At 65.7% G+C, this 15,742-nt stretch carries 16 protein-coding genes; 13 read left to right on the top strand and 3 right to left on the bottom strand.

Annotated elements, in window-relative coordinates; genetic code table 11:
* Entirely contained in the window at window positions 1-1,014 is a 1,014-nt protein-coding gene (locus KCI33_RS02595; RefSeq protein ID WP_212523192.1) for a GlxA family transcriptional regulator, read from the bottom strand.
* A 176-nt stretch (window positions 1,015-1,190) separates the two neighbouring features.
* On the opposite strand from KCI33_RS02595, the gene KCI33_RS02590 reads away from it, so the two are divergent.
* The 5 genes from KCI33_RS02590 to KCI33_RS02570 all read left to right on the top strand — a co-directional run bounded on the left by KCI33_RS02590 (window position 1,191) and on the right by KCI33_RS02570 (window position 6,030).
* Window positions 1,191-2,558, top strand: a complete 1,368-nt coding sequence (locus tag KCI33_RS02590; RefSeq protein WP_212523191.1) for a 3-deoxy-7-phosphoheptulonate synthase class II — start codon at window positions 1,191-1,193, stop codon at window positions 2,556-2,558.
* A gap of 191 nt (window positions 2,559-2,749) precedes the next feature.
* Entirely contained in the window at window positions 2,750-3,628 is an 879-nt protein-coding gene (locus KCI33_RS02585; RefSeq protein ID WP_249138871.1) for a YicC/YloC family endoribonuclease, read from the top strand.
* A gap of 3 nt (window positions 3,629-3,631) precedes the next feature.
* Window positions 3,632-4,273, top strand: coding sequence for a guanylate kinase (gmk, locus tag KCI33_RS02580; protein ID WP_212523189.1), 642 nt, complete (start codon window positions 3,632-3,634; stop codon window positions 4,271-4,273).
* A complete protein-coding gene (locus KCI33_RS02575) occupies window positions 4,270-4,803 on the top strand; it encodes a gamma carbonic anhydrase family protein (protein ID WP_212523188.1) in 534 nt (177 codons plus the stop codon). Before gmk ends, KCI33_RS02575 begins: the two co-directional genes overlap by 4 nt.
* Before the next feature lie 45 nt (window positions 4,804-4,848).
* Entirely contained in the window at window positions 4,849-6,030 is a 1,182-nt protein-coding gene (locus KCI33_RS02570) for an aminotransferase class I/II-fold pyridoxal phosphate-dependent enzyme (protein ID WP_212523187.1), read from the top strand.
* Window positions 6,031-6,041: 11 nt separating this feature from the next.
* On the opposite strand, the gene KCI33_RS02565 is transcribed toward KCI33_RS02570, so the two are convergent.
* A complete protein-coding gene (locus tag KCI33_RS02565) occupies window positions 6,042-6,419 on the bottom strand; it encodes a hypothetical protein (protein WP_212523186.1) in 378 nt (125 codons plus the stop codon).
* 241 nt (window positions 6,420-6,660) lie between these two features.
* On the opposite strand from KCI33_RS02565, the gene KCI33_RS02560 reads away from it, so the two are divergent.
* The 8 genes from KCI33_RS02560 to KCI33_RS02525 all read left to right on the top strand — a co-directional run bounded on the left by KCI33_RS02560 (window position 6,661) and on the right by KCI33_RS02525 (window position 15,021).
* On the top strand, window positions 6,661-7,701 hold the full coding sequence (locus KCI33_RS02560) for an ATP-binding protein (RefSeq protein ID WP_212523185.1): 1,041 nt from the start codon (window positions 6,661-6,663) through the stop codon (window positions 7,699-7,701).
* A gap of 170 nt (window positions 7,702-7,871) precedes the next feature.
* Window positions 7,872-8,903 (top strand): substrate-binding domain-containing protein, encoded by a 1,032-nt coding sequence (locus KCI33_RS02555; RefSeq protein ID WP_212523184.1) that lies wholly within the window; start codon window positions 7,872-7,874, stop codon window positions 8,901-8,903.
* Window positions 8,904-8,988: 85 nt separating this feature from the next.
* A complete protein-coding gene (gene pstC / locus KCI33_RS02550; RefSeq protein WP_212523183.1) occupies window positions 8,989-10,461 on the top strand; it encodes a phosphate ABC transporter permease subunit PstC in 1,473 nt (490 codons plus the stop codon).
* Entirely contained in the window at window positions 10,458-11,825 is a 1,368-nt protein-coding gene (gene pstA, locus KCI33_RS02545) for a phosphate ABC transporter permease PstA (RefSeq protein WP_212523182.1), read from the top strand. The genes pstC and pstA overlap by 4 nt, the downstream gene beginning before the upstream one ends.
* A 14-nt stretch (window positions 11,826-11,839) precedes the next feature.
* Entirely contained in the window at window positions 11,840-12,637 is a 798-nt protein-coding gene (gene pstB / locus KCI33_RS02540; RefSeq protein ID WP_212523181.1) for a phosphate ABC transporter ATP-binding protein PstB, read from the top strand.
* A gap of 14 nt (window positions 12,638-12,651) precedes the next feature.
* Entirely contained in the window at window positions 12,652-13,365 is a 714-nt protein-coding gene (gene phoU, locus KCI33_RS02535) for a phosphate signaling complex protein PhoU (RefSeq protein WP_212523180.1), read from the top strand.
* On the top strand, window positions 13,365-14,057 hold the full coding sequence (gene phoB / locus KCI33_RS02530; RefSeq protein WP_212523179.1) for a phosphate regulon transcriptional regulator PhoB: 693 nt from the start codon (window positions 13,365-13,367) through the stop codon (window positions 14,055-14,057). Before phoU ends, phoB begins: the two co-directional genes overlap by 1 nt.
* 97 nt (window positions 14,058-14,154) lie before the next feature.
* Entirely contained in the window at window positions 14,155-15,021 is an 867-nt protein-coding gene (locus tag KCI33_RS02525) for an IS1595 family transposase (protein WP_212523178.1), read from the top strand.
* Between the two features lie 74 nt (window positions 15,022-15,095).
* Here KCI33_RS02525 and KCI33_RS02520 read toward each other — a convergent pair whose 3' ends face one another.
* Window positions 15,096-15,707, bottom strand: coding sequence for a hypothetical protein (locus tag KCI33_RS02520; RefSeq protein ID WP_212523177.1), 612 nt, complete (start codon window positions 15,705-15,707; stop codon window positions 15,096-15,098).
* Window positions 15,708-15,742: the final 35 nt, after the last annotated feature.

Raw genomic sequence — 15,742 nt, 5'->3', positions numbered from 1 at the left:
TCAGGCCGGCGGCCGGGCCGCCTGGCTGCCGCGTTCGCGGTAGGGGGTGGTGTTGTAATGCGCCCGGTAGCATTTCGAGAAATGCGACGGCGAGGCGAAGCCGCAGGCCAGCGCGACATTGATCACGCTCATGTCGGTCTGCATCAACAGGTTGCGCGCCTTCTGCAACCGCAGTTCCATGTAGTAGCGCTTGGGGCTGCGGTTGAGGTAACGGCGGAAGAGCCGCTCCAGCTGGCGGGTGCTCATCCCCACCTCCTTGGCCAGCAGCGCGGGGCTGATCGGCTCCTCGATGTTGTGCTCCATCATCTGGATGACCTGGCTGAGCTTGGGGTGACGCACGCCGATGCGGGTGGGGATCGACAGGCGCTGGGTGTCCTGGTCCGTGCGGATCGAGGAATAGATCAGCTGATCGGCGACCGCGTTGGCCAGATCCTCGCCGTGGTCGTCGGCGATCATCTTCAGCACCAGGTCGATCGAGGCCGTGCCGCCGGCGGTGGTGAAGCGATTGCCATCCGTCACGAAGACCGATTTTGTCAGCTCGACCTCCTCGAACTCCTCGGCGAAGCTGTCGTGGTTCTCCCAGTGGATGGTGGCGCGCCGCCCGTCCAGCAGCCCGGCCCTGGCCAGCGTGTAGGCGGCGGTGCACAACCCCCCGATGGCCACCCCGCGCCGGGCCTCGCGCCGGAGCCAGTTCAGGATCCGCCGCGTGGTCGCCTTCTGCACCTCCAGCCCGCCGCAGACCAGCACCACGTCCTCGCGGTTCACCTCGTCGAGGTCCATGTCCAGCTTGAACGCGGTGCCGTTGGAGCAGCTCACGAAATCCCCGCCCTCGCCGGCGAGTTTCCAACTGTAAAGCGTCTTGCCCGCCATCCGGTTGGCGATGCGGAGGGGCTCGATCGCGCAGGCGAAGCTGAGCATGGTGAACTGGTCGAGCAGCACAAAGACGAAGCGCCGCGGCCGTGTCCCGCTGGCTTCGACATCCACGATATGTTCGGGGCGGACGACTTCCTCCACACCGCGCTCCCTTGGCAGATCCGGTTTCCAGCGAAAACAGGTTTGCCTGTCGCAATCAAGCCATCATGTCGCATTTGAGGATCGGATCGCGGCGTGCATCGTTTTTGCGGTAGCGCGCGCGGCCTCGCCGGCCTATAAAGACGGGCGCAAATTTGCAGACCCCTGGAGCGAAGACGATGACGAAGTGGCACAAATCTGACTGGAGAGCAAAACCCCGGATTCAGATGCCCGAGTATACGGATCCCGAAGCGCTGGCCGCCGTCGAGGCGCAGCTTGCCAAGTATCCGCCGCTCGTCTTTGCCGGCGAGGTCCGCAAGCTGAAGCAGAAACTGGGCGCGGCCGCGCGCGGCGAGGCCTTCCTGCTGCAGGGCGGCGACTGTGCCGAGAGCTTCGCCGAATTCTCCGCCGACGGTATCCGCGACACCTTCAAGGTGCTGTTGCAGATGGCGATGGTGCTGACCTACGGCGCCAAGGTGCCGGTGGTGAAGGTCGGCCGCATGGCCGGGCAGTTCGCCAAGCCGCGCTCGGCGCCGACCGAGGTGGTCAACGGCGTCGAGCTGCCCAGCTACCGCGGCGACATCATCAACGGGTTCGAGTTCACCGCCGACGCGCGCATTCCCGATCCCAAGCGGATGCTGCAGGCCTACACCCAGGCCGCGGCGACGCTGAACCTGCTGCGCGCCTTCTCCAAGGGCGGTTTCGCCGATGTGCACCGGGTGCATTCCTGGACGCTCAGCTTCACCGACCAGGAAGAGGCGCAGAAATACCGCGAGATGGCGAACCGCATCTCGGACACGCTGGACTTCATGACCGCCGCCGGCCTCAACGCCGACACCAGCGCCAAGCTCAGCGAGGTGGATTTCTACACCTCGCACGAGGCGCTTCTGCTGGAATATGAAGAGGCGCTGACGCGCGTGGATTCGACCACAGGCGCCACCATCGCGGGCTCGGGCCACATGATCTGGATCGGCGACCGCACCCGTCAGCCCGACGGCGCGCATGTCGAATTCTGCAAGGGCGTGATCAACCCGCTCGGCCTGAAATGCGGCCCCTCCATGAAAGAGGACGACCTGAAGCGGCTGATGGCCACGCTGAACCCCGAGAACGAGCCTGGCCGGCTGACCCTGATCGCGCGTTTCGGCGCGGGCACGGTGGGCGATCATCTGCCGCGGCTGATCCGCACCGTCCAGGCCGAGGGCGCCAACGTGCTGTGGTCCTGCGACCCGATGCACGGCAACACGATCAAGTCGGGCTCGGGCTACAAGACGCGGCCCTTCGACAATGTGCTGCGCGAGGTGCAGGAGTTCTTCGCGGTGCACAAGGCCGAGGGCACCATCCCCGGCGGCGTGCATGTCGAGATGACCGGCAAGGACGTGACCGAATGCACCGGCGGCGTGCGCGCGGTGTCGGACGAGGATCTCTCCGACCGCTACCACACCGCCTGCGACCCGCGCCTCAACGCCAGCCAGTCGCTGGAGCTGGCCTTCCTCGTGGCCGAGGAACTGTCGGCGATGCGCGACGACCGCGAGGTCGCGGTGGGCTGACCCGCCGGCGGATCGAACGGATCATGGGCCGGGCCTTTGCCCGGCCCTTTTCATTTGCCGCGGCAGACGGGGTTGGGGGCGTTGTGGCCCGGCCGCGGCCTGTGCTATCGCGGGGCAGAACGACACCCCAAACCGGAACCGGGCGCGCGCCGCCCGAACATGCAGGGACGACGGAACGAATGGTTCACTCCATGACCGGCTTCGCGGCCGCAACGGGCGGGCGGGGCGACTATCGCTGGGCCTGGGACATCCGCAGCGTCAATGCGCGCGGCCTCGACCTGCGGTTGCGGCTGCCCGACTGGATCGCGGGACTGGAACAGGGCGTGCGCGCGGCGCTGACCGGGCGGCTGGCGCGCGGCAATGTCAGCCTGACCCTGCGGGTGACGCGCGAGGCGGGCGGGGAGGAAATCCAGATCGACGAGCCGGCGATGACCGCGGTGCTCTCGGCCCTGAAGCGGATCGAGGCGGCGGCGCGGCTGCACGATCTGGCGCTCGCCCCGACCACGGCGGCCGAGGTGCTGACGATGCGCGGCGTCCAGATGGGCTCCGGCGCCGAGGAGGACACCGCGCCTCTGCTCAAGGCGCTGATGGCGGATCTGCCCGCGCTTCTGGACGATTTCACAGCCATGCGGGCGGCCGAGGGGCGGGCGCTGGTCGCGGTGCTGCAGGGCCAGCTGGACACGGTCGAGTCGCAGGTCGCCAGGGCCGCCGCGGCCGCCGAGGCCCGCGCCGCGCGCAGCCACGAACTGCTGCGCGAGAACCTCGCCCGCGTCATGGACAACGCCGAGGGCGCCGACGAGGCCCGCGTGGCGCAGGAACTGGCCCTGATCGCGGTCAAGGCCGACATCCGCGAGGAGCTGGACCGGCTGACCGCCCACATCGCCGCCGCGCGCGATCTGCTGGCCGGGCAGGGGCCGGTGGGCCGCAAGCTGGATTTCCTGATGCAGGAATTCAACCGCGAGGCCAACACCTTGTGTTCCAAGGCACAATCCACGGATCTGACCCGCATCGGCCTTGACCTCAAGGCCACCATCGATCAGATGCGCGAGCAGGTTCAGAACGTGGAGTAAGGCATGGCCGACCGGCGCGGGCTTCTCATCATCCTTTCCTCGCCCTCGGGCGCCGGGAAATCGACGCTCACCCGGCGGCTGCTGGACTGGGATCCGGCGTTCCGCTTCTCTGTCTCGGCCACCACCCGCGCGCCGCGCCCCGGCGAGGAGCACGGGCGGGACTATTTCTTTCTCGACCGCGCCGAGTTCGAGGATCTGATCGACACCGGCGGCATGCTGGAACATGCCGAGGTGTTCGGCAATTTCTACGGCTCGCCCCGCAAACCGGTCGAAGAGGCGATCCTGTCCGGCCACGACGTGCTGTTCGACATCGACTGGCAGGGCGGACAGCAGGTGCGCAACTCGGCGCTTGGCAAGGACGTGGTGTCGATCTTCATCCTGCCGCCCTCCATCGCCGAGCTGGAGCGGCGGCTGAAAACCCGCGGCCAGGACAGCGACGAGGTGATCGCCGGGCGGATGCAGAAATCGCGTGACGAGATCAGCCATTGGGCCGAATATGACTATGTGCTGGTGAACCGCGATCTCGACGCCGCCTATGACGAGCTGAAGGCCATCGTCACCGCCGAGCGGCTCAAACGGGAGCGACAGACCGGGCTGAACGAGTTCGTGCGCCGGCTGAACAAGGAATTCGAGGAGAGGCAATGACCCTTTACGCGCTGGACGGCCATGCGCCGCAACTGCCCGAATGGGGCGATTACTGGATCGCCCCCGACGCCAACCTGATCGGCCGGGTGATCATCGAAGAGAACGCCTCGGTCTGGTTCGGCGCGACGCTGCGCGGCGACAACGAGCCGATCACCATCGGCGCGGGCAGCAACGTGCAGGAAAACTGCGTGATGCACACCGACATGGGCTTTCCGCTGACCGTGGGCAAGAACTGCACCATCGGTCACAAGGCGATGCTGCATGGCTGCACCATCGGCGACGAGAGCTTGATCGGCATGGGCGCGACCATCCTGAACGGCGCCAGAATCGGCAGGAACTGCCTGATCGGCGCCGGCGCGCTGGTCACCGAGGGCAAGGAGATTCCGGACGGCAGCCTGGTGATGGGCGCCCCGGGCAAGGTGGTGCGCCAGCTCGACGAAAAGGCGATCGCCGGGCTGCGCGCCTCGGCGCTGCATTACCAGCAGAACATGCAGAGGTTCCGCGACGGCCTGGCCCCGGTGGCCGAGTAGGCCGCCGGTTCCGCAGCCCCATCCGAACACCCCAAGGAGCCCTCGATGACCGAGACCCCCAAGACCGTCGTACGCCGCACCCCCTGGCCGGACAGTGCCTCGCGCCCCGTGGGCACGCCGATCCAGCCCTCGGTGGTCTATGCCTCGGACAGCCCCGATGCGCTGGACGCGCAATATGAGGGGCGGTCCAAGGGCTATACCTATGCGCGCGAGGGTCATCCGAACGCCGATGTGCTGGCCAACAAGATCGACGGCCTGGAGGGGGCGGAGGGCGGTCTCATCCTCGGGTCGGGCATGGCGGCGGTGACGGCGGTGATGATCGGCGGGCTGAAGGCGGGCGATCACGTTCTTGGGGGCGATCAGCTTTATGGCCGGTCGCTGCGGATGATGGCGGAGGAACTGCCGCGCTTCGGCGTGCAGACCTCGCTGGCCGACCCCACGGATGTCGCCGCCATCGAGGCCGCGCTGCGCCCCGAGACCAGGATGATCCTGGTCGAGGTGGTGTCGAACCCCACGCTGCGGGTGGCCGACATCGAGGGCATCGCTGCGCTGGCCGCCGCGCGCGGGATCCTGCTGGTGGTGGACAACACCTTCACCACGCCGCGCGCCTTCCGCCCGTTCGAGCATGGCGCCGATGTGGTGATCCACTCGGTCACCAAGCTTCTGGCGGGGCATTCAGACGTGACGCTGGGCTATGTGGCGCTGAAGGACGCGGGGCTGCGCAAGAAGATCTACGACAGCGCGGTCACGCTCGGCCTGACGCCCAGCCCCTTCGATTGCTGGCTGGCCGAGCGCGGCCTCTATTCCTTCGAGCTGCGCTACGACCGGGCGGAGGAGAACGCGACACTTCTGGCTGACGCGCTGGCCCAGACGCCGGGCGTGAAACGGGTGCTCTACCCGGGCCGGGCCGATCACCCCGACCACAACCGCGCCGGAGAGCTGCTGGGCGCGCGCAGCGGCAACATGCTGAGCTTCGAGCTGGAGGGCGGGCGCGCGGCGGCCAATGCCTTCACCCGCGCCTGCCCCGACATCGCCTTTGCCCCCACGCTGGGCGATATCGGCACCACGCTGTCGCATCCCGCGTCCAGCTCGCACCGGGCTCTGACGCCGGAGGGGCGCGCGGCGCTGGGAATCAGCGAGGGATTCTTCCGGGTGTCGGTGGGGGTGGAGCCCGCCGAGCTGCTGATCGGGGAGATGACGGCGGCGGCGAAACAGGCGGCGGGCTGAGCCGCGCTGCCTCAGTGCCAGACCCGCGGCAGGAACTCGACCTGGACGCGCGGCGCGATCTCGTTGAGCTCGCGCAGGACAAGGTCGGCCCGGGGCAGGGGCGGCGCGACCACATAGTAGCGGCCGCGATAGCCGGCGGCCTCCAGTTCCCAGGCCAGGTCCAGCGCGTCGAACTGGTCGCTCACCAGCGGCGAGACCACGCAATCGGCCCAGGGCGCCAGCGCCAGCGCCGCATGCAACAGGATATAGGGCAGCGTCTCCAGCCGCGCCGACCTCAGCGGCCCGTGGCGACCGGGCAGGTCACCCGCGGTCAGGCCCACCAGCAGCACCATCGGCTCAGCCGGCGGCGTGGCCGGAAGGTCGAGCAACTGCGAAAGGCGGCGGGACATCGGCGCGGTTTCTCTGTCTTGGCACCTGGCCAGAGGGGTGGCCGGCTTATGGTTGGTTTTTACTCAGACATACAAAAATGCGGCGACGTGCCATGCCGCGCATTCAAACCCAACTGGCTCAACCTGTCAAAAGCAAACCATTCGCCGAGGAAAAGTCGTTTTCGCGCGTGTCCGGTTTACAAACCGGCCCGGCCGGGCAACCTTGCGCGGCGTCTTTCCCCTGCAAGCGGGCCGTCATGCGATGAACAGCGAACTGATCTCAACCATCCTGGACGGGGTGCCCCTGCCAGCGCTGCTGGTCAGCCGGGACGAGCGCGTGGCGGCCATGAACGAACCCGCGCGCCAGATGTTCGGGCGGGGCGGGCTGGGCCGGCATTACATCTCGGTGCTGCGCCAGCCGGCGCTGCTGGACTGCGTGGAGGAGAGCCTGCGCCTGCATCAGCGCCGCACCATCCGCTATCTCACCACCGACCTGTCGCGCGAGGCCACCTACCAGGTCAGCGCCAGCCCGGTGGGCGAGGACCGCGAGGCCGGGGTGCTGGTCTGTTTCGAGGACATCACCGAACGCGAGCAGGCCGGCCAGATCCGGCGCGATTTCGTGGCCAATGTCAGCCATGAGCTGAAGACGCCGCTGACCGCGCTGCTGGGCTTCATCGAGACGCTGAAGGGACCGGCGCGCAACGACGCGGCGGCGCGCGAGCGGTTCCTGACGATCATGGAGCGCGAGGCCGAGCGCATGAACCGGCTGGTCAGCGACCTGCTGTCGCTCAGCCGCGTCGAAAGCGAGGAGCGTATGCGCCCGGGCGGGCGGGTGGACGTGGTCGCGCTGGTTCAGTCCACGGTGCAGACCCTGCGCCCGATGGCCGGCGAGGCCGGGGTGCGCCTGGAACTGACCGGCGACGACCGGCATGTCGAGGTCCAGGGCGATGCCGACCAGCTGGTGCAGGTTTTCACCAATCTGATCGAGAACGCGATCAAATATGGCGGCTCGGGCGGGCTGGTGAGCATCCGCATCACCCACAGCGAGCGCGAGCTGGCCTTCCGCGGGCCCGGCGTGCGCATCGACGTGCAGGACCGGGGAGAGGGCTTCGATCCGGTGCACATTCCGCGACTCACCGAGCGATTCTACCGAGTCGACAGCCACCGCTCGCGCGAGATGGGGGGCACCGGGCTGGGCCTGGCCATCGTCAAACATATCGTCAACCGCCATCGAGGCCGCTTCCGCATCGAAAGCCAGCCGGGGCAGGGAAGCACGTTTTCCGTCATGCTGCCAGTGGCTTAGCCCCGCGCGCCCGAGCGCCCGCGTTTTTTTGTGCCAGAAGGTCGCAGGCGGAGTAGGGCGGTTGTCACGAAAGCGTTACACTCCTGTCACAAAACCATTGTGCCCGGGGTCTAGGGACCGCGGCAGGGTCGCCACTTCTGACGACCGGACACTGACACCAGGAGCTCTATATGTCCTCTGTGAAACTGACCGCCTCCGCTCTGGCGATCGCTGCCGTTTCTGCCACCGCCGCCGCCGCGCGCGACAACGTGCAGATTGCCGGCTCCTCGACCGTCCTTCCCTATGCCTCGATCGTGGCCGAAGCCTTCGGCGAAAACTTCGACTTCCCGACCCCGGTCGTGGAATCGGGCGGCTCCTCGGCCGGTCTGAAGCGTTTCTGCGAGGGCGTGGGCGAGAACACCATCGACATCGCGAACGCCTCGCGCAAGATCAAGGACAAGGAAATCAAGGCCTGCGCCGAGGCCGGCGTGACCGACATCATCGAGGTCCGCATCGGCTATGACGGGATCGTCTTCGCCAGCCAGATCGACGGCCCGGCCTTCGCCGCCTTTGAGCCGGCCGACTGGTACAACGCGCTGGCGCCGAAAGTGGTGAAGGACGGCGCGCTGGTCGACAACCCCTACACCAAATGGTCGGATTTCAACGCCGATCTGCCGGACGCCGAAATCGCCGCTTTCATCCCGGGCACCAAGCACGGCACCCGCGAAGTCTTTGAAGAGAAGGTCCTGGCCGCGGGCTGCGAAGCCACCGGCGCGCTGGAAGCCATGGTCGCGGCCGGCATGTCCGAGGACGACGCCGAGGACGCCTGCATCGCCGTGCGCACCGACGGGCGCTCGGTCGATATCGACGGCGACTACACCGAGACCCTGGCCCGCATCGACGCCAACCGCAACGGCGTGGGCGTGTTCGGCCTGGCCTTCTACGAGAACAACACCGACAAGCTGAAAGTGGCCACCATGTCGGGCGTCGCGCCCTCGACCGAGACCATCGCCTCGGGCGAATACCCGGTGTCGCGTCCGCTGTATTTCTACATCAAGAAGGCGCATATCGGCGTGATCCCCGGCCTGAAGGAATATGCCGAATTCTTCGTCGCCGACGAGATCGCCGGCCCGGACGGCCCGCTGGCCGCCTACGGCCTGGTGTCGGACCCCGAGCTGGCCGAGACCCAGGCCGCCGTGGCTGACGAAAAGACCATGAACTGAGCGCCAGTCGCTTCTTGGAGCGGCGCGGTTTACCGCGCCGCTCTTTTGTGCCTATTAGGGCCAACCGCAACTGAACGAGGGACGCATGCCTGTCCTGTGGCTCATCCTGATCGTGATCGCGCTTGGCGGGGTCGGATATTTCCTCGGGCGCGGGCGCGCCCTCGGCTCGGCCGGGGGGGATGCGCGGCGCCTGCATTCGCTGCCCTCCTACTACGGGCTCAACGCCGCACTCTCGGCGGGGGTGCCGGCGCTGCTGCTGCTGATGGGATGGCTGCTGGTCCAGCCGCTGCTGATCGACAGCCGGGTCTCGGGGATGATCCCGGACACGGCGATCGGGGAGGGTTCCAACCTGTCGCTGGTGATGAGCGACGTGCGCCGCGTGGCCGAGGGGCTGGACCTGGCCGTGCAGCAGGGCGCGATCACCGCGCAGGAGGCCGGCACGCTCAGCCCCGAGACCACCGATATCCGCGAGTTGCTGGGCCGCGTCGGCGTGGCGCTGGGGGCGGAGGTGCGCCCCGAGGTGCTGACCGCCGCGCAGCGCTACCGCGTGCTGAGCGGCACCGGGCGCTGGCTGATGACCGGGCTGGTGCTGGCGCTGGCGCTGGGTGGACTGGCCCTCGCGCTGGCCCGAACCGACAAGGATTTCCGCGCCCGCAACGTGGTGGAGGCGGGCGTCAAGGCGCTGCTTATCCTCGCCTCGACAATCGCCATCCTGACCACGCTGGGCATCATCCTGTCGCTGATCTTCAACACCGCCGAGTTCTTCCGCCTCTACCCGGCGCTGGATTTCTTCACTGGCCGGACCTGGAGCCCGAGCTTCGGCGGCGGATCGGAGCTTGGCATCCTGCCGCTGCTGTGGGGGACGCTCTATATTTCGCTGATCGCGCTGCTGGTGGCGGTGCCGATCGGGCTGTTCGCCGCGATCTACCTGTCGGAATACGCCTCCCCGCAAGTCCGGGCCATCGCCAAGCCGATGCTGGAGATCCTGGCCGGCATCCCCACCATCGTCTACGGCCTGTTCGCGCTGCTGACCGTCGGGCCGCTGCTGGTCAGCGTCTTCGGGCAGGGCGGGCTGCTGGGCGTGAACTGGATGCAGGGCGGCACGGCAGTGATGACCGCCGGCCTGGTCATGGGGGTGATGCTGATCCCCTTCGTCAGTTCGCTGTCTGACGACATCATCAACGCGGTTCCGCAGGCGATGCGCGACGGCAGCCTCGGCCTCGGCGCCACGAAATCGGAAACCGTGAAACAGGTGGTGCTGCCCGCCGCGCTGCCGGGGATCGTGGGGGCGATCCTGCTGGCCGCCTCGCGCGCCATCGGCGAGACCATGATCGTGGTGCTGGGGGCAGGGGCCGCGGCCAAGCTCAGCCTCAACCCGTTCGAGGCGATGACCACCGTCACCGCCAAGGTCGTCAGCCAGCTGACCGGCGACGCCGATTTCGCCTCGCCCGAGGCGCTGGTGGCCTTCGCCCTGGGCATGACGCTGTTCGTGATCACCCTCGGGCTGAACGTGTTCGCGCTTTATATCGTCCGCAAGTATCGGGAGCAGTACGAATGACCGATCTCTCCGCAAACCAGCCCCGGCGCGGCGCGCCGGCGGGGCGGACCGGCGGTTCGCTCTACGCCACCGATGCGCGCACCCGGCGCCGCAACGCCGCCGAGAAACGCTTCCGCCTTTACGGCATGGTCGCGGTGGCGATCGGCGTGGCCTTCGTGATTGCGTTGCTGTCGGTGATCCTGCTCAACGGCACGGGCGCCTTCCAGCAAAGCTTCGTCACTGCGCCGGTCTATCTGGACCCGGCCAAGCTGGACAAGAAGGGGGCGCGCGACATCGAGGATATCAAGAAGGTCTCCACCTTCGGCTACAGCCCGCTGATCGACGAGGCGCTGCAGACCATGCTGGCCGAGCGCGGGATCGACAGCACCTTCGAAAAACCCAAGGAATACCGCGCCCTGCTGTCGGCCAGCGCCGCCGCGCAGGTGCGCGACTACGTCATCGCCAACCCCGGCAGAATCGGCGAGACGGTGGAGTTCCGCCTGCTCGCCTCCAGCCGGGTGGACGGCTACCTGAAGGGCCGCGTGACGCGCGACTCGATCGCGCGCGACAAGAACATCAGCGCCGCGCATCTCGATCTGGCCGATGCGATGGTCGCGGCCGGGATGCTGCGCAAAGGCTTCAACTGGGCCTTCATCACCGGCGCCGACGCCTCCGAATCGCGGCCCGAGCAGGCCGGCATGGGCGTGTCGATGCTGGGCTCTCTGTTCATGATGCTGGTGGTCCTGGGGCTGTCGCTGCCGATCGGCGTGGCGGCGTCGATCTATCTTGAGGAATTCGCGCCGAAGAACCGCTTCACCGACCTGATCGAGGTGAACATCTCGAACCTCGCCGCGGTGCCCTCGATCGTCTTCGGCATCCTCGGCCTCGCGGTGTTCATTCAGTTCGCACATCTGCCGCAGTCGGCGCCCCTGGTGGGCGGCCTGGTGCTGACGCTGATGACGCTGCCGACGATCATCATCTCGACCCGCGCCGCGCTGAAGGCGGTGCCGCCCTCGATCCGCGACGCGGCGCTAGGGGTAGGGGCCTCGAAGATGCAGTCGGTGTTCCACCACGTCCTGCCGCTGGCGATGCCCGGCATCCTGACCGGCACCATCATCGGGCTGGCGCAGGCCCTCGGCGAGACCGCGCCGCTGTTGCTGATCGGGATGGTGGGCTACATCGCCTCGAACTACCCGCAGGGCATCGGCTCGGGCTTCCTCGATCCGAACTCGGCGATGCCCGCACAGATCTACGAATGGGCGAAACGCGCAGACCCGGCCTATTATGAGCGCGCCTGGGGCGGTATCATCATCCTGCTGCTGTTCCTGATGACGATGAACATCATCGCCATCCTGCTGCGCCGGCGCTTCGAGCGCCGCTGGTAACGGGGACCGCCGCAATGAACGACATGCGAATTCTGGAGAGATCGGTGGGCATCAAAGAGGTCAAGATTTCCGCGCGGGGCTGCCAAGTCTATTATGGCGACAATCACGCGATCAAGGATGTCGATATCGACATCGAGGACAAGACGGTGACCGCCTTCATCGGTCCCTCGGGCTGCGGCAAGTCAACGTTTCTCCGCTGCCTGAACCGGATGAACGACACGATCGACATCGCCCGCGTCGAGGGCACGATCCTGCTCGACGGAGAGGACATCTACGACCCCAAGGTCGATCCGGTGCAGCTGCGCGCCAAGGTCGGCATGGTGTTCCAGAAGCCCAACCCGTTCCCCAAGTCGATCTATGACAACATCGCCTACGGGCCGCGCATCCACGGGCTGGCCCGCAACAAGGCCGACCTGGACGAGATCGTCGAGAAATCCCTGCGCCGCGGCGCCATCTGGGACGAGGTGAAGGACCGTCTGGACGCCCCCGGCACGGGGCTGTCGGGCGGCCAGCAGCAGCGGCTGTGCATCGCGCGCGCCATCGCCACCGAGCCGGAGGTGCTGCTGATGGACGAGCCGTGCTCGGCGCTCGACCCGATCGCCACGGCGCAGGTCGAGGAACTGATCGACGAACTGCGCGAAAGCTATTCGGTGGTGATCGTGACCCACTCCATGCAGCAGGCGGCGCGGGTCAGCCAGAAGACCGCGTTCTTCCACCTCGGCCACCTGGTCGAATACGGCGAGACCGGCCACATCTTCACCAATCCCAGCGATCCGCGCACGGAAAGCTACATCACTGGTCGCATCGGCTAGGGAGGCCCGCAATCATGCCCGATCAACATATCGTCAAATCCTATGACCGAGACTTGGAGTCGATCCAGGCGCTGATCATGAAGATGGGCGGCCTCGTCGAGGAGGCCATTCTGTCGGCCGCGAACTCGCTGGAAAACCGCGACGAGGAACTCGCCCGCCGCGTGCGCGAGAACGACAGGGTCATCGACGCCCTCGAAGAGCAGGTCAACGAAGAGGCCGCGCGCGTTCTGGCGCTGCGCCAGCCCGCCGCCTCGGACCTGCGGACCGTGCTCAGCGTGATGAAGATCAGCGCCAATCTCGAACGCGTGGGCGACTATGCCAAGAACATGGCCAAGCGCACCTCGGTGCTGGTCCAGATGGCCCCGATCGAGGGGTCCTCGGGCGCCATCCGGCGCATGGCCAAGACCGTCGAGGGCATGATGAAGGACGCGCTGGACGCCTATATCCAGCGCGACGCCGAACTCGCCGAGGACGTGCGCCGGCGGGACGAGGAAGTGGACCAGATGTACAACGCGCTGTTCCGAGAATTCCTGACCTTCATGATGGAGGATCCGCGCAACATCACCGCCTGCATGCACCTGCATTTCATCGCCAAGAACATCGAGCGCATGGGCGACCATGTGACCTCGATCGCCGAGCAGGTGATCTACCTGACCACCGGCGAAATGCCCGAGGACAGCCGCCCCAAGGGCGACGCCACCGCCTTTGCCGCCGATGAGGCCCCGTAATGGCAACGGTCGAGCGGCCCACCGTTCTGGTGGTCGAGGACGAGCCGGCGCAGCGCGAGGTGCTCGCCTATAACCTCGAGGCCGAGGGCTTTGCCGTCACCAGCGCCGAAAACGGCGAGGAAGCGCTGCTGCTGGCCGAGGAAGCGGTCCCGGACATCATCGTCCTCGACTGGATGCTGCCCTCGGTCTCGGGGATCGAGGTGTGCCGGCGGCTGAAATCGCGGGCCGAGACCCGCGGCGTGCCGATCATCATGCTCTCGGCCCGGGCCGAGGAGGTGGACCGGGTGAGGGGGCTTGAGACCGGCGCCGACGATTATGTGGTGAAGCCGTATTCGCTGGTCGAGCTGATGGCCCGCGTGCGCGCCCAGCTGCGCCGCACGCGGCCGGCCACGGTCGGAGAGCGGCTGGAATTCCAGGGTATCGTTCTGGACTCCGAGACCCACAAGGTCTTCCGCGACGGAGAACAGCTGAAGCTGGGGCCGACCGAGTTCCGGCTGCTGAGCACCTTCATGGAAAAACCGGGCCGCGTCTGGAGCCGCGAGCAACTGCTCGACCGGGTGTGGGGGCGCGACATCTATGTCGACACGCGCACGGTCGACGTCCACATCGGACGGCTGCGCAAGGCGCTGTGCCAGTTCGGCGGAGAAGACCCGATCCGCACGGTGCGGGGCGCCGGCTACGCTCTGGGCTGATTCCGATAATCAGTATTATGTTAATATCTTGGGCGTGTATCCCCTTGACATACGGTAGCCTCGTTCCCATCTGATTAGTATCAGAGGGGACACAGCCATGAAACCGACCACCGTTCGCCAGTTCTTTCAGAAGTTTCCGAATGATGACGCCTGCTTAGAGCATCTTTTTAATGTTCGCTTCGGACAAGGCCACGTCTGCCCCAAGTGTGAGCGCTCGGCCAAGTGGTATCGCCTCAAGTCCGAGCAAGCCTATTCTTGCCAATGGTGCGGCCATCACATTCATCCGATGGTCGGCAGCATCTTCGAAAAGAGCCGCACCCCGCTTCAACTGTGGTTCTACGCGATCTTCCTGTTCACCACGTCCAAGCACGGCGTCAGCGCCAAGGAACTGCAACGCCAGCTTGGCGTGACCTACAAGACCGCGTGGCGCATGGCGTGCCTGATCCGCGACCACATGGCCGCTATCGACGGTGACGCGCCTCTCGGCGGCGCTGGTGAGGTCGTGGAAGTCGATGAAACCTTCTACGGCGGCGTTACCACCGGAATGGACTGGCGTGAGCGCAAGGCCGTTGTCATGGGCATGATGGAGCGCGGCGGTGACGTGATCCTGAAAGTCGTTCCCGATCAACAGCGCTGGTCTCTGCTCCCGCAGATTACTAACAACGTGAAGCCTGGGTCAGAGGTTCACACCGACGAACACCGCGCCTACAAGAAGGCTCTGCCGGTTGACGACTACACCCACAAGACCGTCAACCACGGCCAAGGCGAATACGCTACGCTTGATGGCGTCAGCACCAACCAGATCGAGAGCTTTTTCAATCACTTGAAGAAGTCTATTGCGGGCACCCACACAAGCGTATCGCACAAGCACCTTGAGCGATACGTCAAGGAGTTTGAGTACCGCTTTAATCGTCGGATGCAGCCAGAGACGATGCTTGACGAACTGCTTTCTCGGTTCCATTAGTTGGGTTCTTAATCGTAGCATCCAGCTTGTCGAGGTCGCCTTGTGGGTCGGCCTCGTGCTCTTTGACGAATTCGTCAATTTTTCCCTTCTGCCGAGCTGTTTTTAGATTTTGCATCTTCGTCTTTCCTAATCTTTTTCACCCATTTCTTAATATCTGAGCGCCGGAATTCTAGATCAACATAAGTGTTCCCGTCAGATCCTATTTGCGCTTCAGATGGCGGTCTATGTTGAACACGGGAGTACGTGTGATCTTGCAGTGGGGTTGGAACGCGCATCAAAGAGCTACCATTCTCCAACTTCCCCCGCATAGCAACATGACCGTTGCTAACGCCTTGCTCCAGGAAGTCCATCGCAACATCCGCCAAACATCCACCTTGCTCCACCGGGAAGTCAATCATGGCCGCGAAATAATCTAGTTCTGATTTTCCAAAATGATGCCTCAGGCACCTAGCAGCTCGTTCTGGCGACAGCCACTTATATTGCAGCCACCGTCGAATATTTCGTACCTCAGCCGAAATATATGCGACCAAAAGGACAAGCGAGATCAGACCGGGAGTCGTGAAAACCCAATCTGGCAAAAAGCCCAAAATACTAGGGTACATCATGGGAAGTTGCCCCCAATCAAATGGGGAGACCAAAATCCCGAGCACCGTGGCAACGGTGAGTATCGTGCGTAGAACTGGCATAACAATCTGATCTCACGAGTCCTCCACGTGAGTCG

Origin of the sequence: Actibacterium sp. MT2.3-13A (genome assembly GCF_018139985.1) — a bacterium.
In the GTDB taxonomy this organism is placed as follows: Bacteria; Pseudomonadota; Alphaproteobacteria; order Rhodobacterales; family Rhodobacteraceae; genus JAGSOU01.
Note: the sequence above shows the minus strand (reverse complement) of the source record. Positions and strands in the feature narration are given on the sequence as shown.

What these genes read in the sequence shown, in the direction of transcription:
- KCI33_RS02590 (WP_212523191.1), top strand. Translation starts at nt 1,191, where the DNA reads ATGACGAAGTGGCACAAATCTGACTGGAGAGCAAAACCCCGGATTCAG.
- KCI33_RS02585 (WP_249138871.1), top strand. Translation starts at nt 2,750, where the DNA reads ATGACCGGCTTCGCGGCCGCAACGGGCGGGCGGGGCGACTATCGCTGG.
- gmk (WP_212523189.1), top strand. Translation starts at nt 3,632, where the DNA reads ATGGCCGACCGGCGCGGGCTTCTCATCATCCTTTCCTCGCCCTCGGGC.
- KCI33_RS02575 (WP_212523188.1), top strand. Translation starts at nt 4,270, where the DNA reads ATGACCCTTTACGCGCTGGACGGCCATGCGCCGCAACTGCCCGAATGG.
- KCI33_RS02570 (WP_212523187.1), top strand. Translation starts at nt 4,849, where the DNA reads ATGACCGAGACCCCCAAGACCGTCGTACGCCGCACCCCCTGGCCGGAC.
- KCI33_RS02565 (WP_212523186.1), bottom strand. Translation starts at nt 6,419, where the DNA reads ATGTCCCGCCGCCTTTCGCAGTTGCTCGACCTTCCGGCCACGCCGCCG.
- KCI33_RS02560 (WP_212523185.1), top strand. Translation starts at nt 6,661, where the DNA reads ATGAACAGCGAACTGATCTCAACCATCCTGGACGGGGTGCCCCTGCCA.
- KCI33_RS02555 (WP_212523184.1), top strand. Translation starts at nt 7,872, where the DNA reads ATGTCCTCTGTGAAACTGACCGCCTCCGCTCTGGCGATCGCTGCCGTT.
- pstC (WP_212523183.1), top strand. Translation starts at nt 8,989, where the DNA reads ATGCCTGTCCTGTGGCTCATCCTGATCGTGATCGCGCTTGGCGGGGTC.
- pstA (WP_212523182.1), top strand. Translation starts at nt 10,458, where the DNA reads ATGACCGATCTCTCCGCAAACCAGCCCCGGCGCGGCGCGCCGGCGGGG.
- pstB (WP_212523181.1), top strand. Translation starts at nt 11,840, where the DNA reads ATGAACGACATGCGAATTCTGGAGAGATCGGTGGGCATCAAAGAGGTC.
- phoU (WP_212523180.1), top strand. Translation starts at nt 12,652, where the DNA reads ATGCCCGATCAACATATCGTCAAATCCTATGACCGAGACTTGGAGTCG.
- phoB (WP_212523179.1), top strand. Translation starts at nt 13,365, where the DNA reads ATGGCAACGGTCGAGCGGCCCACCGTTCTGGTGGTCGAGGACGAGCCG.
- KCI33_RS02525 (WP_212523178.1), top strand. Translation starts at nt 14,155, where the DNA reads ATGAAACCGACCACCGTTCGCCAGTTCTTTCAGAAGTTTCCGAATGAT.
- KCI33_RS02520 (WP_212523177.1), bottom strand. Translation starts at nt 15,707, where the DNA reads ATGCCAGTTCTACGCACGATACTCACCGTTGCCACGGTGCTCGGGATT.